Origin of the sequence: Pararhizobium sp. PWRC1-1, from assembly GCF_049897905.1 — a bacterium.
In the GTDB taxonomy this organism is placed as follows: Bacteria; Pseudomonadota; Alphaproteobacteria; order Rhizobiales; family Rhizobiaceae; genus Pararhizobium.
Map to the genome: position 1 here is coordinate 85,431 of NZ_JAFCXE010000007.1, position 18,687 is coordinate 104,117.

Sequence of the window (18,687 nt, forward strand, 5' to 3'; positions counted from 1 at the left end):
CAGCAATACAAGCGCCGCCGCGGCGGCGGCACTTCTGGCAATTGCCGGATACGCCGTATTACTTGCCTTCCGGGGCGACAACCATCTTGCGGTAGAGGTGCCACGTCGCATGACCGAGGATCGGCATGATGACGGCGAGACCGACGAAAACCGGGATCGAGCCTATGACCAGACCGGCAGCAACGATCAATCCCCAGACAGCGACCGGAATCGGATTGGCAATCGTCGCGCGCACCGACGTCTCGACCGCGGCCACGACACCAACATCCCGATCAAGCAGCAACGGAAACGACACGACCACGGTCGAAAGCACGATAACCGCGAAGACGAACCCAATGGCATTGCCGATCAGGATCAGGCTCCATCCCTGTTCGGTTCCAACGACCTGATTGTAGAGCGCCGAAAGCGATGCCGCAGGCATGTCGCCGAACAGTTGGGTGTAAAGCGACTGCGCAACCACAAGCCAGACGACGAACAACACCAACAGCATGAAGGCGAGCGCGAGGATCGACGCAAGCGCTGGGGAACGACGCACATCGAACGCGTGCCGCCATGACGTGTCCATGCCGATTTCCCGCCGTCTGCTGATCTCGTAGAGACCGATGGCGGCGACCGGGCCCAAAAGGGCAAAGCCTGAAACCAGCGGATACACCAGAGGCAGCATATTGACGCCCGAACTCCAGGTGGCCAGAACGACGCCGGCGATTGGATAGATCAGGCAGAGAAAAACGTAGTGGGACGGCTTTGCGTTGAAATCCTGCCAACCGAGACGCAGCGCGTCGAAAACGTCGGCTACACCGATCCTGCGAATGTCCGGATGTGCGAGACCTGCGCCGGATCCTGCCATTACATGAAATGCTGTCATGACCAATTCTCCTGCTGAAACACGCGGTGTCACGTCATTCGAGAACAATCAGTAGTGTCGGCTTGAAGGACAGTCCGGTAAGATGGACCGAAATGCGATGCTCCCGGTATCGACGTCTTTTTCGCCACGGAGCGTCGTGACCAATCGCGCCGTGCAATCAGCATATATCAAATCTGTCAGTCTGACACTTGACTTCCGCTCTCCTCGACCTCAAATCGCCGTTATCATGAAAGCATCCGAAGCAGATATCCTGATCGTACCCGGTTACACCAATTCCGGACCGGACCATTGGCAAACGCGATGGCAGAACAAACTTGCCTCGGCGCGGCGTGTCGAGCAGGCTGAGTGGGCCAAGCCCGTGCGCGAAGATTGGGTGAAGAGGATGATCGACGACATCAATGCGGCGACCAAGCCCGTTGTGATCGTTGCGCACTCGCTTGGTGTTGCAACGGCGCTTCATGCTCTGCCGCATGTCGAAAAGAAGATCGCCGGCGCCTTCCTCGTTGCGCCGCCAGAGGTGACCAATCAGAAGATCCGCCCGAAACACCTGATGACGTTCGGCCCCTACCCGCGCGATCCGCTGCCGTTTCCGAGTCTGGTCGTGGCAAGCCGCAACGATCCGTTCGGCACCTATGAACATGCAGGCGACATCGCCAATGCCTGGGGCTCACTGCTCGTCGATGCGGGCGAATCCGGACATATCAATAGTGAATCCGGACACGGCCCCTGGCCGGAAGGCACGATGGTCTTTGCCCAGTTTCTCAACAAGCTTCAGCCCTGATCCTACAACCTGCATAGCTAGTTTAGGGCCCTCACATTAAGGGGGCTTTCATTGTCGTCGGTCATGATGCTCAAAATCGCGCGAGATCGACGGACACGTGAAGACCGCCAGCTACAACCGAAATCTACGGGCAAAGCCGGCAACGGCCGTTCCCTTGCCGGATGGTGACAGTCTTGTCGAGGCTTCGCCGGTCGGGTTGTGCCTTCTCGAAAAGAACGGCCATATCGTCAGTATGAACACTGCGTTCGCGGCAGCGCTTGCACTTCCGGTCGAAGCGCTCACAGGCGAACATATTCTCCGGTTCATCGATGATGGGGATATTTCAACGGTCAATGCGGTAATCGAGGATGTCCTGCAAGGCCGTCCCTCGTCATTGCCATATGAAATCCGCCTGATCGGGCCAACCCAATCCTTTTGGGTCCACGCCTCGTTTGCGCAGGCGGCTGAAGGCTCACCCCGGATCATTTTACAGGTACAGTCTATTGACGCACTCAAACAGGCGCTGGCGACGCTGCAGAAAAACGAGACCCGATGGAAATACGCGCTCGAAAGCGCCCATCAGGGGGTCTGGGATCATGATTTCAGCACCAACGATCTGTTTTATTCCGCGCACTGGAAAACCATCCGCGGCATGAGCGCTGATGCAACGGTCGATGGCTCGCTGGACGTATGGATCGAAACCGTGCATCCGGCAGACCGTCAGCACGTTATTGAGTGCATCCGCCGCCAGGATGACGGCGATGTCGCCTTCAATACGTTCGAGTATCGCGAACGCCATGCGGACGGTCATTGGGTGTGGATCGAAAGTCGGGGTGCCTCCATCGAATGGGGCAAGGATGGAAAACCGAGCCGCATCATCGGTACGGATACCGATATCTCCGAGCGGAAGAAGGCTGAGGCACAGCTTGAAGAAACGTCGCGGCGGCTGAGGCTTGCTCTGGATGTTTCAAAGGTCGGCGTCTTTGAAGCCAACCTGGACACAGGTGTCGTCGTCCGCGACGAGCAATTGCTTCGCATCTACGGACTTGAGGCCGTCAGCGCCAACCAGAACGGCGCTGTCTTCGAGCAACGCCTCCATCCGGACGACCGCGCCGGCGCGCTGGCAAGAGTTGAAGCGGGCATAGCCTCGACCGTTCCCTTTTACAACGCCTTCAGGATCGTGCGTCCAGATGGAGAAATTCGCCATATCCGGTCCAGCTCTGTCACCTTTACCGACGCGGAAGGCGAGCGCAAGCTCATCGGCGCCAACTGGGACGTGACCGAGGATGTGGTCTTGCGTGATGATCTCGAACAGGCAAGGCAGCTGGCAGAGGCGCGCAATCTCGAACTTGAAGCCGCCCGCACACGCATCGAATACAACGCGCTGCACGATCATCTCACCGGTTTGCCGAACCGGCGCTTTCTCGACCAGCGCCTCGACGAATGGATTGCCGATAAAGTCGACTATTGTGCCATCCTTCATATCGATCTTGACCGGTTCAAGCAGATCAACGACACGCTGGGCCATCAGGCAGGCGACGCGATGCTAGTCCATACGGCCCAGGTTCTGACTTCGATCATTTGCGGCAACGATTTTGTTGCCCGCATTGGCGGCGACGAGTTCCTGGTGCTGTGTGATGCAAGCCAGACGCAGGAGGCTGTCACCAGTCTTGCCGACCGGATCATCGATACCTTGCGCCAGCCAGTGGTCTATGACGGGCATCTCTGCCGGTTCGGTGCCAGCGTTGGAATAGCCTGGTCGGCTGATAGTACCGCCGATGCCAAGCAATCACTGATGAACGCTGACATCGCTCTCTACCGCGCCAAGGGACTTGGCCGAAACCGTTACGAGTTTTTCACCAAGCAACTGCAAACGCAGATCCATCACGCCAAACGAACCGCCGACGAGATCATCAAGGGGCTTGAGGACGGTGAATTCGTCCCGTTCTATCAGCCCCAGTTCGACGCGCGGACACTGGATATCACCGGTGTGGAGACGCTGGCCCGCTGGGTGCATCCCCGGCACGGCCTGCTCGCACCGGACTATTTCTTGAAAATCGCCGAGGACATCAATGCACTGACTGCGATCGACCGGAGCATTGCCGAACAGGCGTTGCGGGATTTGGGATATTGGGACATGCACGGCCTGAATGTTCCGCGAATCTCCGTGAACGTCTCCTCGCCGCGATTGCGCGAGCTGGGTCTGATCGACAGCTTGAAACAGCTGAACATACCGCGCGGGCGACTATCGTTCGAACTGCTGGAATCGATCTTTCTCGACGATCTCGATGAAAATGCCTCGCAAACCCTCAGCGACCTGAGGGCGCTCGGCATCGATATCGAAATCGACGATTTCGGAACCGGTCATGCATCGATCGTCGGCCTGATGAAGCTCAGCCCTAGCCGTTTGAAAATCGACCGCGCCCTCGTCGGACCGATCCTCGAGGTTGCCGAGCAGCGTAAGCTGGTTGGGTCCATCATCGACATCGGTCACTCGCTCAGCATCGAGGTCGTTGCCGAGGGGGTCGAAACCATCCAGCACGCACATATCCTGCGTGATCTGGGTTGCGATACCTTGCAGGGCTATGCCTTTGCCAAACCGATGGCCAAGTCGGACCTTGAGACTTTCATTCGTGCCGGCAAATGGCGCCCCCGTGCGATACCGGTGGGACACACGCGCAGCCGTATCCGCAGCAATTTCCCGGGATAGAAAAACCGCCCGAAACAACGGACGGTTGAAACAGGCGGCAATGAACGGATATCAGCCGTTCTGGATCTGTGTAACGGCTTCCGACAGAAGCTCAAGCATTTTCAGACGGATCTGGTCGTCGGTCAGGGCGATACCAGCCGCATCGAAATCAGCGCGGATCTTGCGCACGACATCCTCGTGGCCAACCTCTTCAAAATCGGCGGCGACGACATCTTTCGCGTAAGCTGCAGCGTCGCTCTTGCCCAGAAGCTCGGCGGCCCAAAGACCGAGAAGCTTGTTGCGGCGCGCCTCGGCCTTGAATTTCAACTCTTCATCAAGAGCAAACTTCGATTCGAACGCCTTTTCGCGATCCTGCATACTGGTCATCTCCGATCTCCCAAAAAAACCGTTTTTCGTTTAGCTTTTCGCCCATAAACCAAAAGGCCGCCGAAAGTGCAATGCGAAGTTTTCCGGTATGGCGACTTTCATGCTACCCTGGACCTAATTCGGGGGATCGGATCAGACGCCGATTGTGAAATGGTTTCATTTCAGTTATGGACCGCCTTAGAAAATGCCGCGTGCGCAGCCCAAGAGCGCCGATAACCATAGAGACACCATTCATGAACCGTCGCCGCCGTATCTACGAGGGCAAGGCCAAGATCCTTTACGAAGGTCCTGAGCCGGGCACTCTGATTCAGTTCTTCAAAGATGATGCTACGGCCTTCAACGCCAAGAAGCACGAGATCATCGACGGCAAGGGTGTGCTCAACAACCGGATTTCGGAATACATCTTTACACATCTGAACCGTATCGGCATTCCCACGCATTTCATTCGCCGCCTCAACATGCGCGAACAGCTGATCAAGGAAGTGGAAATCATTCCGCTTGAGATCGTTGTGCGCAATGTTGCTGCCGGTTCGCTCTCCAAGCGTCTCGGCATCGAGGAAGGCGTGGTCCTGCCGCGCTCGATCATCGAGTTTTACTACAAGGCCGATGCGCTCGACGACCCGATGGTCTCCGAAGAGCACATCACCGCGTTCGGCTGGGCAAGCCCGCAAGAACTCGACGACATCATGGCGCTCGCCATCCGCATCAACGATTTCCTCACCGGCCTGTTCCTCGGTGTCGGTATCCAGCTGGTCGACTTCAAGATCGAATGCGGCCGCCTGTTTGAAGGCGACATGATGCGCATCATCCTGGCCGACGAAATTTCGCCGGACAGCTGCCGTCTGTGGGATGTCGAAACCAAGGAAAAGATGGACAAGGACCGGTTCCGCCGCGACATGGGAGGCCTTGTCGAGGCTTACCAGGAAGTGGCCCGCCGCCTTGGCATCATGAACGAGAACGAACCACCCCGCGGCTCCGGCCCGGTATTGGTGAAGTAAGCAGGAAAAGACGACAGTGATCAACGCACGCGTAACAGTGACGCTGAAAAACGGCGTTCTCGACCCCCAGGGCAAGGCAATCGAGGGCGCCCTTGGCGCCCTCGGCTTCGACGGTGTCGGCCATGTCCGTCAGGGCAAAGTCTTCGATTTGCAGATCGAAACCGCCGACAAGGCAAAGGCTGAAGCCGAAGTAAAGGCGATGTGCGAGAAACTCCTCGCCAACACGGTGATTGAGAATTACACTATCTCACTCGCCTGATGGTTGAATGAGGTAGTCAGATGACCGATGTGTCCAACGAACTGATGTACGAACTGCTGAAGCGTGTTCATGCAGACGTTGCCAGCGTAAAAGATGGACAACGGGAAATTCGCACAGAATTGAATGCCATGCGCGGGACGATGATTTCCATGCACCAAGATATACACAATATTTATGGCATTCTTGCCCGGCACGACACACGCCTCGACCGTATCGAAAACCGCCTCGAATTGCGCGAGCTTGCCGAGGCCCAATCCAGGTTTGAACCGCACCCATGAAATCCGCCGTCGTTCAGCTTCCAGGCCTCAATCGTGACCGCGACATGATCGCAGCGCTGACCAAGATTTCCGGCAAGGCGCCGGTCACCATCTGGCAGACTGAAACGGACATCCCGGATGTCGATCTGATCGTCATCCCCGGCGGTTTCTCCTACGGTGACTACCTGCGCTGCGGCGCGATCGCGGCGCGCATGCCGGTGATGCAGGCGATCAAGGCCAAGGCCGAGGCCGGCGTCAAGGTGCTGGGCGTCTGCAACGGCTTCCAGATTCTCGTCGAAGCGGGCCTTCTGCCGGGCGCTCTGATGCGCAATGCCTCGCTGAAATTCGTCTGCAAGGAAATCAAGCTCGAAGTCGTCAACGCCAATACCGACTTCAGCCGGGCCTATGAGCAGGGCCAGATCATCCGCTGCCCGGTTGCCCATCACGACGGCAATTATTTCGCCGACGCGGAAACGCTGGCGACGATCGAAGGCAATGGCCAGGTGGTTTTCCGCTATGCCGCAGGCACCAATCCGAACGGCTCGATGAACGACATCGCCGGGATCGTCAATGCTGGAGGCAACGTCCTTGGCATGATGCCGCATCCGGAGAACCTGATCGAAACCGCACATGGCGGCTCGGACGGACGCGGATTGTTCGCTTCAGCGCTCGATGTAATCGCTGCTTAACATTCGACCTGCTAGAAGGCACCCTAGAGACCGAATCAAAAGGGGCTTTCATGCGCGCTGCAGCTTTCATCCGTTTCATGGCTACTGCCGGCTCCGTCGCCCTTCTCGGGCTTGTCGCCGGTTGCCAGACAGCGGCCCCGCCGGCGCCGGCCCGCAATACCGCCGCATTGCCCACCATGGAGCGGGTTGCCCTCGGCGCCAACGCCTGCTGGTTCAAGTCAGGTGACGAAACCTTCAAAGCCTATCGCCTCGCGCCGGAGCTGAATTCGTTCTCCGGCCGCCCACGCATCCTGATTGTCAAGCGCAATTCACCCGAATCACGGCCACTCGCAGTGGTTCAGGCGGAGGGGCACCCCGCCCGGCTTCAGGCCTTCGGCCCACTTTTCAGTGAGTCCGTAGGCGCCAGGATGACCACGGATATCAGGCGTTGGGCTGCCGGCGGCGAAGGCTGCCGCTAAGCGAGCGGTTCGCCGCCGAATTTTGCAGCGGGTGAGCCGGGCGGCATCCCTGCTTATCACGTAGGACGAAACTCCCCCCACCGGCCTCTTTGCACGGACTGCCGGTTCGCGCCAGTAGCACCCTGCATTAAAGCCCCACTCCCTGCCCAATCGAAATGGGCGGTGGAACAATGGCGTATCGCTATTTCTTGCAGCTTTTCATTCTTGCGCTTTTGCGGAACAATCAACTCAAGACTTCTCCCGCCGATTCCACACAACCCAAGAACGTATTTTTGCGCAACAAACCAGAGAATAATATTCTTGCAGCTGTCACAAAGCCGCATTCATTCTCATGTTAGGCGCAGACCATCCTTCTGGCACACCTCTCGCCAAATCTCCGATTGTTCCCATAGACACCCAAAGGCACACTCATGACCGTCATGATTTATCACAATAGTGATTGCGATACGTCCCGTTCGGTTCTCAAGATAATTCGAGATGCAGGAATTGACCCTGCCATTATCGACTATATGGCAGCGCCGCCAAGCCACGAGGACATGCTGGCTCTTCTGCTCGCCATGGACATGGCGCCGCGCCAGTTGCTGCGGACCACGGAGTCCACATACCTCTCGCTCAAGCTCGATGACCAGAGCGCAAGACGGACCGGCAGATTATCGACGCCATGCTGGCCCATCCAGAGCTGATACAGAGACCCATCGTCGCGACGGAAAAGGGCGTAAAACTCTGTCGTCCGAAGACGAAGGTCCTGGACCTTCTGTAGCCTGCAACAACGCTGTCAGTTCCAGAACGGCTGCGCCGCCTCCCGGCGTGCCTCTGCGGGCGTGACGCCGATATCGGCAAGCTGTTCATCCGTCAACTCGGAAAGAGCAATGCGACTGAGTCGCTTTTCTTCACGGCCAATCATCCAGACGATCATCAGCCAACCGAGCGACTTCAATCGCGAGACGAGGCCTCGTGGTTGAATTATACCTATCGGCATGGAGCATGCGGCTCGATCATCGGTGCAAATTGTACCCATTGTCATCACCCTATCGATTGCAACGGTTTCATTTCGATATTGCATTGTCATAATTGACAGAAAAACCGATGCAATGTAGAAATTGTCACCATGACAACATGGATGCCAGACCCGAGCCAAGGCCAAGGCCCGCTTTACGCACGTATCGCCGATCAGATCGAGCAGGCGATTGCCGGTGGCGTATTGGCGGTCGGTACGAAATTGCCGCCACAGCGCAACCTTGCCTTCGATATCGGCGTGACAATCGGGACAATCGGACGCGCTTATCATCTGGTGCGCGAACGTGGGCTTGTCAGTGGCGAAGTGGGGCGCGGCACCTATGTGCTCGACAATGCCGAATTGCGCCCGGCCGAACAGCCCGATCCGATGAGCGCGGCCCTGGCCGGCACGAGAGCGCTGAAAGCGGCGCCCGGAAAACTCCGGTTCGACAGCACGGCAGCCCCCGATATCGGCCAGGGTGCATCGCTTGAAAAGGTGCTGGGCGAAATCAGCCGCGTTCACCACGCCGATATCGCCAGCTACGCCCGCGATTTTCCGGCACACTGGTTTACTGCGGGAAGTCAGTGGCTTGCCAAGGGCTCTTTCCGCCCGCAACCCGACCGTATCGTCCCTACCCTCGGCGCCCATGCCGGCGCTGTCGCTGTCATCGCGGCGGTCACGGCACCGGGCGACAAGATCGCCTTCGAGAACATCACCTATTCCCAGATCAGCCGCAGTGCCGGGCTGATCGGGCGTCGAACGATTCTCTTGCGCACCGACGATTATGGCCTGGATCCTGACGATTTCGAGCGGGTCTGCGCTCAGCAGCACCCGAAACTGGCCTTCCTGATGCCGACCGCGCAAAACCCGACAGTGGTGACATTGTCGCTTGAGCGGCGCCAGGCGATCGCCGACATTGCCCGCCGCTATGGTGTCTGGTTGCTGGAAGACGATCTTTATGGCGCCATGACCGGCGATATGATGCCACTGTTGGCTGAACTTGCGCCTGAGCGGACATTCCTGGTCGGCGGCCTGTCGAAATCGGTGGCTGCCGGCGTGCGCGGTGGCTGGGTCGCCTGCCCTCCGCATTTCAGCCAGCGTATCCGCATCGCCCACAAGATGGTCAGCGGCGGCATGCCGTTTCTGCTCGCCGAACTCTGCGCCCGGCTGGTTTTGAGTGGCGAGGCTGCAAGCTTGCGGACGCGTTGCATCGACGAGATCAGAGCTCGCGAGCAGATGGCGCGCGAAATCTTTGCCGGCATCGACTTCAACTCGCATCCGCATGTGCCGTTCCTCTGGCTGAAACTGTCGGAGCCATGGTTCTCCGGAACGTTCAAACATGCGGCATTCGAGGAGGGCGTGCTGGTCGATGACGAGGACGAGTTCAAGGCCGGACGGACGGAGAGCGTCTATCACCGGGTCCGGATCGGCTTCTCCTCACCCGCCGACCGCAACGAGGTGCGGCGCGGTTTCCTGACGCTGCGCCGCCTGCTCGACAGCGGCAGGACCGGCTACGACAGCTTTGCCTGAGATGTCCGCGCTATCGGCGATCGCACCACGACAGCAAGGGCGCGCAATCGAGAGCGGTCGTTGGTGCGGGGAGCGCGAACGCCCTCCCCGCCGCTTGGTTCAAGAGAACCCGAGATTTGTCGGTTGCAACGGCAGCGTTTTCGCCTCATGCGATCGCGACCGGATGATTTCGGTAACCTGAACAGTCTCATCGACGGCTTCCAGCGACAGGCCTCGTGCGAAGACAGCGCCGCTGCCGCGAAGGTACAAGCCAAAATTGACGCTCTTTGCCGCTGCAGGTACATCGAGAACGATCGAACGGCGGACCCATCCGCTCGTTCTTCGTACCGCCCCGTTTTCTTCACGCTGCTCCATGTTGTCGAACCCGAGGATATTGCCGCGCTCGTCGTCAATGCGCAGCCAGATCGTTGCCGCCGAAATTACCTCCTCGGTCCGGAGCGATGCTGTGAAGCGCACCTTGCCTCCAATAAACATGTCGGCGAGGATGCTCTGCATCAGAGTTCCAAAGGGCCTGCCCGCATCGTCTTGCCCCTCCGTCTCCGCCCTCCTCCGGATGACGGCGATCGACTCAACTCCCTTCCTCTCAACGCCCATGTCGTAAAAATCTGGCCGCGAGCCCCCGACGAACCAGCCTTCGGGTGGAGCATGAGCGGGTTTGTCGTGCGATTCGCATGAAAGTTTCGAAGCAAGGACATTCCAGTTCTCGAAGCCGAACTGGCGAGCGACAATTTCGAGGCTCTCGCTGCGGCCGATCCTGATCTCCTTCAGAGCTAGAACTTCGGACAGCATTTTTGCCATCACTTTCGCATCCCGAAATGTGCGCATTTTTCGTTCCCTATCTAGGGCAGTCAAGGATGTCACTGCTCGCCTTGCTGACATGACCGCCCGAAACAGGGTTCGATCGTAAAATCCCTGCATTCACCATGTCCGATTGGACGCGAGCGGCAGGTCGCAGGGAACCTTAACCAAGGTAAAAAGAACGCTGCTCACCTGTCAAGAGTTAAGCTGTAGCATGTGATTCCCGTGATTTTCCTGTCGCACCCGCCTCCAGCTTGCGGTAAAGAGACCGCAACGCTCTCCCAAATGGATTTGACGGCACACGATGACCATTTCCAATACCCGCCCCATCACCCCCGAGTTGATTGCCTCGCATGGCCTGAAGCCGGATGAGTATCAGCGTATTCTCGGTCTGATTGGCCGCGAGCCAACCTTCACGGAACTCGGCATCTTTTCGGCGATGTGGAACGAGCACTGCTCCTACAAGTCCTCGAAGAAATGGCTGCGCACGCTGCCGACCACCGGTCCGCGCGTTATCCAGGGTCCGGGCGAAAATGCCGGTGTCGTCGATATCGATGATGGCGATGTCGTCGTCTTCAAGATGGAGAGCCACAACCATCCGTCCTATATCGAGCCCTATCAGGGCGCGGCGACCGGCGTTGGCGGTATCCTGCGCGACGTGTTCACCATGGGTGCGCGTCCGATCGCGGCAATGAACGCGCTGCGTTTCGGTTCACCGGATCATCCAAAGACCCGCCACCTCGTCTCCGGCGTTGTTGCCGGTGTCGGCGGCTATGGCAATTCCTTCGGCGTACCGACGGTTGGCGGCGAGGTTGAGTTCGACGCCCGCTATAACGGTAACATCCTCGTCAACGCTTTTGCTGCCGGCCTTGCCAAGTCTGATGCGATCTTCCTGTCGGAAGCCAAGGGCGTCGGCCTGCCGGTCGTCTATCTCGGCGCCAAGACCGGCCGTGACGGTGTCGGCGGTGCCACCATGGCGTCGGCCGAATTCGACGAATCGATCGAGGAAAAGCGCCCGACCGTCCAGGTCGGCGACCCCTTCACCGAAAAGTGCCTGCTCGAAGCCTGCCTCGAGCTGATGAAGACCGGTGCCGTCATCGCCATCCAGGACATGGGTGCTGCCGGCCTTACCTGCTCGGCCGTCGAAATGGGCGCCAAGGGTGGCCTCGGCATCGAACTTGAGTTGGACAAGGTTCCGGTGCGCGAAGAGCGCATGACCGCCTATGAAATGATGCTGTCGGAAAGCCAGGAGCGTATGCTCATGGTCCTTGAGCCTGCCAAGGAAGAGGTCGCCAAGGCGATCTTCGTCAAATGGGGTCTCGATTTCGCCATTGTCGGCAAGACCACCGACGACCTGCGGTTCCGCGTTCTCCACCAGGGCGAGGAAGTCGCCAACCTGCCGATCAAGGAATTGGGCGACGAAGCCCCGGAATACGACCGTCCGTGGACACCGGCGAAGGTCGCGGCACCGCTCGCAGCCGGCGACATTCCGCAGGCAGACATCGCCGATGCGGTTCTGTCGCTGGTCGGTTCCGCCAACAATTCCTCCCGCCGTTGGGTCTATGAGCAATACGACACGCTGATCCAGGGCAATTCGCTGCAGCTTCCCGGCGGCGATGCCGGTGTGGTCCGCGTCGAAGGCCACCCGACCAAGGCGCTGGCCTTCTCCTCGGACGTCACCCCGCGTTATGTCGAGGCCGATGCTTTCGAAGGCGGCAAGCAGGCCGTGGCCGAATGCTGGCGCAACATCACGGCAACCGGCGCCCTGCCGCTGGCCGCCACCGACAATCTCAACTTCGGCAATCCGGAACGCCCGGAAATCATGAGCCAGCTCGTTCATGCCATCAAGGGCATCGGCGAAGCCTGCCGCGCGCTGGATTTCCCGATCGTCTCCGGCAACGTCTCGCTCTACAACGAGACCAACGGCCAGGGCATCCTGCCGACCCCGACCATCGGCGGCGTCGGCCTCATGGCTGACTGGTCGCAGATGGCCCGTATCCGCTTTGCCGCCGAAGACGAAACGATTTTGCTGGTCGGTGCACCCGAAGGCCTTGGAACGCATCTCGGCCAGTCGGTCTATCTGCGCGACATTCATGGCCGCACAGATGGCCCTGCCCCGCATGTGGATCTCGCCCATGAGCGCAAGACCGGCGACTTCGTCCGTAGCCTGATCACCGACGGCCTCACGACGGCGGTGCATGATTGCTCGTCCGGCGGACTGGCGCTCTCGGTTGCCGAAATGGCAATGGCATCGGGGATCGGCGCCAAGGTATCGGCCGTTACAGACCGCGATGCGATCGAAGTCTTCTTCGGCGAAGACCAGGGACGGTATGTCGTGACCGTCAAGCCGGAACACGCAGCGGTGGTTGCAGAGCGGGCAAAGGCTGCCGGCGTGGCAGCCCCCGTCATCGGCAGCACCGGTGGCACGGAAGTTGTGCTCGGTTCGGCCAGGCCGCTTGCAATTCTGCAATTGCGCTCGGCACATGAATCATGGTTCCCTGACTTCATGGACGGCGAAACACAGATCGCCGCCGAGTAATTCAGGGAGTACAGACCATGCCGATGGCACCTGGCGATATTGAAGACATGATCAAGTCGGGCATTCCCGGCGCAAAGGTGACAATCCGGGATCTCGCCGGTGATGGCGATCATTACGCAGCCGAAGTTGTCGCGGAAGCCTTCCGCGGCAAGAGCCGGGTACAGCAGCACCAGATGGTCTACAATGCGCTGAAGGGCAACATGGGTGGCGTGTTGCACGCACTCGCCCTTCAGACATCTGCGCCGGAGTAGCACGCCCGATGGCCAACCTGATGAAAGAGCTGGTCAGCGGCGTGGTCGAGAGCGTTCTGAAGGAAATCCTGAAGAAAGCTGGCGGCACCACGACAACAAAACGGCAAAAGCGGCAGACCCGCTCGGCAAGCACGGGCCGGTTCAAGAAGGCGCCGGCGGCTAAGGCGAAACCGGCAAAGAAGCAGGTGAGCCGCCGCAAGACAGCTGCATCCCGCGGCAGGATACGCTAGGACTGCGCCGTTCACTGTTGCAGTCGTGCAAGTCATCAATTTTTGTTGTATTCAGGTGGTGAAAATCACCCGCGTGCATGTTATCTAACAGACATCGACACACCCCGGCCCTTGAAGCGGGATGAGGAAGGACTACGCCATGAGCGGTATCAACGATTTCATCGCCAATGAAGTGAAGAGCAACGATGTCGTTCTTTTCATGAAGGGCACCCCCCAGTCCCCACAGTGTGGGTTCTCCGGCCAGGTCGTGCAGATGCTCGATTACATCGGCGTCGATTACAAGGGTATTAATGTGCTCGCCGACGCCGACCTTCGCCAGGGCATCAAGGACTATTCCAGCTGGCCGACCATTCCGCAGCTCTACATCAAGGGCGAATTCATCGGCGGCTGCGACATCGTGCGTGAGATGTTCCAGGCTGGCGAACTTCAGTCGCATTTCGAAGAACACGGCATCGCGGTCAAGGGCGCAGCCTGAAACCTGATTGAGCCACAGTGACACCTGAAAAAGGCGGGTCACCGCCTTTTTTGATTCCGTAAGATTGCGACGAAAAGCTAATGTTGCACGCCCTTTTTTAGCTGAAACCAAAGTGATCCGCTGTCACAAGCCGGTCGCGATACTGGGAGTATGCACACGCGGTGCCGATGGCCGGCGCGCAGTCAATGAGGCCGATCTGACCTCCCACATATATTGGTAATTGCTGGCGTCGTTTTGCCGGAATTGCTTCCAGACCGGCGAGCCCGGTTGCCGTTTTGAAAGCGCTTCGGAGCCGCGCTTTTGGTTCGATCGTCTATGCTGGCTCCAGCATCTTCATCTGCGCCGGAAACGTTTCCGTTTCCAGTTTCAGGCGCCCGGCACAATCGCCAGGAACATCCCTATGACCACAACGTCCGAAGCGCCGGGCCTACCGGCTCTGTCAAAACCACAATTCATTGCCCTGATGGCCATGCTGATGGCGATCAACGCGATTTCGATCGACATCATGCTGCCAGGTCTTCAGGAAATTGGCGCAAGCCTTGGTGTCGTCGATGAAAACACCCGCCAATATGTCATCACCGCCTATCTCATCGGCATGGGCTGTGCGCAGCTGGTCTTCGGCCCGCTGTCGGATCGATTCGGCCGCAAGCTGCCCCTTCTCGGCGGCCTTGGTCTCTATGCGCTTTGCGCCCTTGCCATCGTCTTTGTTCCCTCGTTTACCGGATTGCTGGCGCTGCGCTTCATTCAGGGCATCGGCGCAGCCGCCACCCGCGTCATCACCGTCTCGATCGTCCGCGATGTCTATGGTGGCCGGATGATGGCGGAAGTCATGTCGCTGGTGCTGATGGTCTTCATGATCGTGCCGGTCATTGCGCCCAGCGTCGGCCAGCTGATCATGATCTTTGCCGAATGGCACATGATCTTCGTGGTCATCTGCCTGTTTGCGATCTCCGTCGCGACAGTGGTGATGCTGCGCCTGCCTGAAACGCTGTCGGTCGAGCACCGCCGGCCGTTCACGGTCACGTCCATCCTGGCCGGCTTCCGCATCGTCCTGACGAACCGCGTCTCGCTCTGTTACTCGCTGGCGGCTGCGTTTCTGTTCGGATCGCTGTTTGGCTTCATCAATTCGGCACAGCAGATCCTCGTCGGAATCTATGGGCTGGGAACCTGGTTTCCGCTGGTCTTCGCCGGCTTTGCCAGCATGATGGCGCTCGCCTCCTTCACCAATTCGCGGCTGGTCAAGCGCTATGGCATGCGCCGCCTGTCGCATGGGGCGCTGATCGGTTTCGTCTTGACCAGCCTGATCTGGGTCGCAGCGTCGGTCTCCGGCCTGCTTCCCTTCTGGCTGTTCGCCCTGCTCTATGCCTGCGCCATGTTCCAGTTCGGGCTGATCGGCTCGAATTTTAACGCCATGGCCATGGAGCCCCTCGGTCACGTTGCCGGAACGGCCTCCTCGGTTCTGGGCTTCACCCAGACGATCGGTGGCGCGACCATCGGCGCGCTGATCGGCCAGGAGTTCAACGGCACCATCACGCCACTCGCCATCGGCTTCCTGACCGTTTCCATCATCGGGCTCGCTTTTGTTCTCACCGCCGAAAAAGGCAAGCTTTTCAGCCCGCACAATCCCGCAGTTTAAATTTCCCTGTCTCCTCCCAAGACATTCATAGGTTTCTTCATGTCCGCCACCACCACTGAACACGTCGAAAATATCGGCTCATCCCGAATAGGCCTCGGATTTTTCGAGTTCATCATCACCATCGCCCTGATGACCGCGAGCGTCGCCATCGCCATCGACATCATGCTGCCGGCCCTGCCGGCCATCGGCCAGTCGTTGAATGTTGCCAATACCAATGACACGCAGCTGGTCATCGGCATCTTCTTCCTCGGGTTCGGCTGCTCGCAAATCGTCTTCGGCAGCCTCTCCGATACATTCGGACGCCGCAACATCCTGCTCGCCGGCCTTGTCTTCTTCACGCTGACGATGTTCGGCGCAGCCTTGACCCAAAGCTTTGAAATGCTGCTTCTCTTGCGTTTCGTGCAGGGCATCGGCGCCGCAGCCGTTCGCATCACCACGATGGCAATCGTGCGCGACTGCTTCGGTGGCCGTGAAATGGCTCGGGTGATGTCCTATGTGATGATCGTCTTCATGATCGTGCCGATCGTCGCGCCATCGCTCGGCCAGGCGGTCATCTACTACGCCAACTGGCACTGGATCTTCATCCTGCTCGGCTGCGTCGGCGCCATCCTGTTCATCTGGGCCGGCATGCGCCTGAGGGAATCACTGCCGGCAAGCGAGCGCCTGCCACTGTCGGTCGCCTCCGTCACTTCCGGCTTCCGCACAGTGCTGACCAACCGCGTCACCTGCGGCTACATGATCGGTCTGACGTTGTTCACCGCCGTCATCTGCGCCTATATCGTCACCGTCCAGCAGATCTTCGGTGAGGTCTATGGCCTTGGCGATTGGTTGCCGATCGCCTTTGCCGGCACGGCCGGCGGTATCGCGGTTGCCAATTTCGCCAATGGCTATTTCGTCCGCAGTTTCGGCATGCGGCGCATTTCGCATGTGGCGATGATCCTGTTCACGCTGCTTTCAGGCGCAGGGCTGTTGCTATCGCTTGGTGGCCGCCCGGACTTCCTCGTCGCCTACCTGCTGTTTTCCGTGCTTTTGATGATGTTCGCGGTGATCGCCACCAACTTCACCGCGATCAGCCTGGAACCGATGGGGCACCTGGCAGGCACTGCCACCGCCATCACCGGCTTTGTTTCCACCACCGGCGGCGCGCTGATCGGCGGCACTATCGGCCAACTGTTCAACGGCACAGTCCAGCCGCTGTTCGCCGGCTTTACCGCGTTTGGCGTGGTGACCATCCTCGCCGTACTCTGGGCAGAAAAAGGCAAGCTCTTCACCCATCCGGGTGACGACCATGCCACGCTCGAAGGCGCTGGCGGACATATGTAACCGCGCAAGCGTAGGCACAAACAAGAAGCTTCGCCGGGGAACCGGCGGAGCTTTTTTTGCTCTTGCGGCAGCGACAGGACCGTGTTTTCGGCCTCAAATCCTCCGGCGCCGGATGCGATAAACGCTGGCGGGCGGAAGATTGAACGGCACCCAGCGCCGGAAGGACGCTTCAAGCTCAAGCGCGGCAAGAATAGGCGCCGGGACAGGGCAGCGCGGCCCGTAGGTAAACTGGAACAGGCAAGCGTCATCGGCCAGATGCCGAAAGACGGCAGCAAGAATGTCCCGCACAATCGGTTTCGGCATGGACAGCAATGGCAGGCCGCTGATCGCAGCTCCAACCTTGCCTGCCGCCGGCAGGAGCAAATGCTGCGCATCCCCTTCGATCAAGGTCGCCTTGGGAAACCGCTGGCGCAGCAGCATGGCGAAGGCGGGATTGCGCTCCACCAGGATCAGCCTTTCCTCGTCAACGCCATCCTGCAGAAGCCTGCGCGTGAAGATGCCAGTGCCCGGTCCAAGTTCAAGGACATCACCGGGAGATGGTCCCACTTCGGCGGTCATTGCAGCGGCCAGTCTTTTCCCCGATGGCGCAATCGACGCGACCTCCAGCGGGCTTGTCAGCCATGAGCGGAAGAACAGCAGCGTGTCCGATGCGGTATTGCTATTGGTCAAGGTCAGGGCTCCCGTTTTGAATAAAACGGTATCGCCCATGACCGATCCCAGCGCATTAACCCGGGTTAAGCCGGGAGCATTTCTGTTTTTCTTCGAATCGAAAACGCTCTATCTGATTGTTCTAATGCAATTCGGGGCGCAAAATTGCTGTGCACCTTTGCTCGAATTGCTCTAGTAACCGGCCTCTGACCGGACGCGAGCGGCAATGCGGCTGAGGCCCACTGGGGTGATGCCGAGATAACTCGCCAGATCCTTCTGCGGCACACGCGTAACCACATTTGGCTCCTCGCGGACCAGCGAGCGAAAGTGCTCTTCGCGGTCAAGCGTCAGGAACTGGCGCTCGCGGCGCTCCTTGCGTTCGCCATAGATCATTAGAGCATTCCGGATCATTCTCGACCATCCAAGATCGGCATCTGCGAGGTCTCTGAGCGTCACGAATGGAACTCTCTCCAGCCGGCAGGCCTCGATCGCGATTGCCGAGAAGCTCGCCCGGCCGGCCGGCGCAAGCGCAGAGAGGCTGGCGAAGAACTGCCCTTCGACAATAAACGACTTGATCCATTCCTCGCCGTCCGATCGCAGATAGGTGAATTTCAAGAGGCCGCTCTCGACAACATAGAGATAGGGGTGCAGATCATCCTGGGCGAAAATAGTCTCGCCGGGCTTCACCAGGCAAAGCTGGACCGTATCGGTCAAACGCTCCGCCTGCGCCAGCGGCTGACCGGCAATACGTTCGAATAGCGAAATCGCCGCTCGACCCGGCATGTTAACCCCAGTTAATACCATCCCCGTCCCCTGCTGCATATTCATATCTCGAGCACGGGAATTGTAGCATGGCACGGTATGTCGTCACTGGGGCAAGTTCGGCAATCGGACGGCA

General features: G+C 59.0%; 22 protein-coding genes. 16 read left to right on the forward strand and 6 right to left on the reverse strand.

Features of this window, described 5'->3' with window-relative positions; translation table 11 throughout:
• Nucleotides 1-58: 58 nt before the first annotated feature.
• Nucleotides 59-865, reverse strand: coding sequence for a DUF2189 domain-containing protein (locus tag ACP7E0_RS13105; RefSeq protein WP_426125441.1), 807 nt, complete (start codon nucleotides 863-865; stop codon nucleotides 59-61).
• A gap of 226 nt (nucleotides 866-1,091) precedes the next feature.
• On the opposite strand from ACP7E0_RS13105, the gene ACP7E0_RS13110 reads away from it, so the two are divergent.
• Both ACP7E0_RS13110 and ACP7E0_RS13115 read left to right on the forward strand, forming a co-directional pair.
• Nucleotides 1,092-1,646, forward strand: a complete 555-nt coding sequence (locus ACP7E0_RS13110; protein WP_113315566.1) for an RBBP9/YdeN family alpha/beta hydrolase — start codon at nucleotides 1,092-1,094, stop codon at nucleotides 1,644-1,646.
• A gap of 97 nt (nucleotides 1,647-1,743) precedes the next feature.
• Nucleotides 1,744-4,335, forward strand: a complete 2,592-nt coding sequence (locus ACP7E0_RS13115) for a sensor domain-containing protein (protein ID WP_426125442.1) — start codon at nucleotides 1,744-1,746, stop codon at nucleotides 4,333-4,335.
• Between the two features lie 51 nt (nucleotides 4,336-4,386).
• Here ACP7E0_RS13115 and ACP7E0_RS13120 read toward each other — a convergent pair whose 3' ends face one another.
• Nucleotides 4,387-4,701: a DUF1476 domain-containing protein gene (locus ACP7E0_RS13120; protein WP_426125444.1), complete on the reverse strand. Its 315-nt coding sequence runs from the start codon at nucleotides 4,699-4,701 to the stop codon at nucleotides 4,387-4,389.
• Between the two features lie 233 nt (nucleotides 4,702-4,934).
• Here ACP7E0_RS13120 and purC point away from each other — a divergent pair, with 233 nt between their 5' ends.
• The 7 genes from purC (at nucleotide 4,935) to ACP7E0_RS13155 (ending at nucleotide 8,122) form a co-directional block, all read left to right on the forward strand.
• A complete protein-coding gene (gene purC, locus ACP7E0_RS13125) occupies nucleotides 4,935-5,699 on the forward strand; it encodes a phosphoribosylaminoimidazolesuccinocarboxamide synthase (protein ID WP_113315563.1) in 765 nt (254 codons plus the stop codon).
• Between the two features lie 16 nt (nucleotides 5,700-5,715).
• Complete coding sequence (gene purS / locus ACP7E0_RS13130; RefSeq protein WP_426125446.1) at nucleotides 5,716-5,958, forward strand: phosphoribosylformylglycinamidine synthase subunit PurS; 243 nt, start codon at nucleotides 5,716-5,718, stop codon at nucleotides 5,956-5,958.
• Between the two features lie 20 nt (nucleotides 5,959-5,978).
• Complete coding sequence (locus tag ACP7E0_RS13135) at nucleotides 5,979-6,236, forward strand: hypothetical protein (protein ID WP_426125447.1); 258 nt, start codon at nucleotides 5,979-5,981, stop codon at nucleotides 6,234-6,236.
• A complete protein-coding gene (gene purQ, locus ACP7E0_RS13140; protein ID WP_426125448.1) occupies nucleotides 6,233-6,904 on the forward strand; it encodes a phosphoribosylformylglycinamidine synthase subunit PurQ in 672 nt (223 codons plus the stop codon). The genes ACP7E0_RS13135 and purQ overlap by 4 nt, the downstream gene beginning before the upstream one ends.
• 50 nt (nucleotides 6,905-6,954) lie before the next feature.
• Nucleotides 6,955-7,362 (forward strand): hypothetical protein, encoded by a 408-nt coding sequence (locus ACP7E0_RS13145; RefSeq protein WP_426125450.1) that lies wholly within the window; start codon nucleotides 6,955-6,957, stop codon nucleotides 7,360-7,362.
• Nucleotides 7,363-7,772: 410 nt separating this feature from the next.
• Nucleotides 7,773-8,045 (forward strand): hypothetical protein, encoded by a 273-nt coding sequence (locus tag ACP7E0_RS13150; RefSeq protein ID WP_426125451.1) that lies wholly within the window; start codon nucleotides 7,773-7,775, stop codon nucleotides 8,043-8,045.
• The gene (locus ACP7E0_RS13155; protein ID WP_426125452.1) at nucleotides 8,024-8,122 is read left to right on the forward strand and encodes an ArsC/Spx/MgsR family protein; all 99 of its coding nucleotides are present in this window, start codon (nucleotides 8,024-8,026) and stop codon (nucleotides 8,120-8,122) included. The genes ACP7E0_RS13150 and ACP7E0_RS13155 overlap by 22 nt, the downstream gene beginning before the upstream one ends.
• 15 nt (nucleotides 8,123-8,137) lie before the next feature.
• On the opposite strand, the gene ACP7E0_RS13160 is transcribed toward ACP7E0_RS13155, so the two are convergent.
• Entirely contained in the window at nucleotides 8,138-8,278 is a 141-nt protein-coding gene (locus ACP7E0_RS13160; RefSeq protein WP_426125454.1) for a DUF1127 domain-containing protein, read from the reverse strand.
• A 192-nt stretch (nucleotides 8,279-8,470) separates the two neighbouring features.
• Between ACP7E0_RS13160 and ACP7E0_RS13165 the strand changes: the two genes are divergently transcribed.
• Nucleotides 8,471-9,889: a PLP-dependent aminotransferase family protein gene (locus ACP7E0_RS13165; RefSeq protein ID WP_426125456.1), complete on the forward strand. Its 1,419-nt coding sequence runs from the start codon at nucleotides 8,471-8,473 to the stop codon at nucleotides 9,887-9,889.
• A gap of 99 nt (nucleotides 9,890-9,988) precedes the next feature.
• Here ACP7E0_RS13165 and ACP7E0_RS13170 read toward each other — a convergent pair whose 3' ends face one another.
• On the reverse strand, nucleotides 9,989-10,714 hold the full coding sequence (locus ACP7E0_RS13170; RefSeq protein WP_426125457.1) for a glyoxalase superfamily protein: 726 nt from the start codon (nucleotides 10,712-10,714) through the stop codon (nucleotides 9,989-9,991).
• A gap of 277 nt (nucleotides 10,715-10,991) precedes the next feature.
• On the opposite strand from ACP7E0_RS13170, the gene purL reads away from it, so the two are divergent.
• From purL to ACP7E0_RS13200, 6 genes are all read left to right on the forward strand, one after another.
• Nucleotides 10,992-13,226 carry a phosphoribosylformylglycinamidine synthase subunit PurL gene (purL, locus tag ACP7E0_RS13175; protein WP_426125458.1) on the forward strand — a complete coding sequence of 745 codons (2,235 nt, stop codon included), beginning with the start codon at nucleotides 10,992-10,994 and terminating at the stop codon, nucleotides 13,224-13,226.
• A gap of 17 nt (nucleotides 13,227-13,243) precedes the next feature.
• A complete protein-coding gene (locus ACP7E0_RS13180) occupies nucleotides 13,244-13,477 on the forward strand; it encodes a BolA/IbaG family iron-sulfur metabolism protein (protein ID WP_037095612.1) in 234 nt (77 codons plus the stop codon).
• An 8-nt stretch (nucleotides 13,478-13,485) separates the two neighbouring features.
• Entirely contained in the window at nucleotides 13,486-13,707 is a 222-nt protein-coding gene (locus tag ACP7E0_RS13185) for a hypothetical protein (protein WP_426125459.1), read from the forward strand.
• Nucleotides 13,708-13,846: 139 nt separating this feature from the next.
• Complete coding sequence (gene grxD, locus ACP7E0_RS13190) at nucleotides 13,847-14,182, forward strand: Grx4 family monothiol glutaredoxin (RefSeq protein ID WP_426125461.1); 336 nt, start codon at nucleotides 13,847-13,849, stop codon at nucleotides 14,180-14,182.
• A gap of 400 nt (nucleotides 14,183-14,582) precedes the next feature.
• Entirely contained in the window at nucleotides 14,583-15,818 is a 1,236-nt protein-coding gene (locus tag ACP7E0_RS13195; protein WP_426125462.1) for a multidrug effflux MFS transporter, read from the forward strand.
• 39 nt (nucleotides 15,819-15,857) lie between these two features.
• Nucleotides 15,858-17,141 carry a multidrug effflux MFS transporter gene (locus ACP7E0_RS13200; protein ID WP_426125463.1) on the forward strand — a complete coding sequence of 428 codons (1,284 nt, stop codon included), beginning with the start codon at nucleotides 15,858-15,860 and terminating at the stop codon, nucleotides 17,139-17,141.
• A 93-nt stretch (nucleotides 17,142-17,234) separates the two neighbouring features.
• On the opposite strand, the gene ACP7E0_RS13205 is transcribed toward ACP7E0_RS13200, so the two are convergent.
• Nucleotides 17,235-17,810 carry a class I SAM-dependent methyltransferase gene (locus ACP7E0_RS13205; protein ID WP_426125465.1) on the reverse strand — a complete coding sequence of 192 codons (576 nt, stop codon included), beginning with the start codon at nucleotides 17,808-17,810 and terminating at the stop codon, nucleotides 17,235-17,237.
• A 171-nt stretch (nucleotides 17,811-17,981) separates the two neighbouring features.
• Nucleotides 17,982-18,572 carry a Crp/Fnr family transcriptional regulator gene (locus tag ACP7E0_RS13210; RefSeq protein ID WP_426125466.1) on the reverse strand — a complete coding sequence of 197 codons (591 nt, stop codon included), beginning with the start codon at nucleotides 18,570-18,572 and terminating at the stop codon, nucleotides 17,982-17,984.
• Nucleotides 18,573-18,687 lie beyond the last annotated feature (115 nt).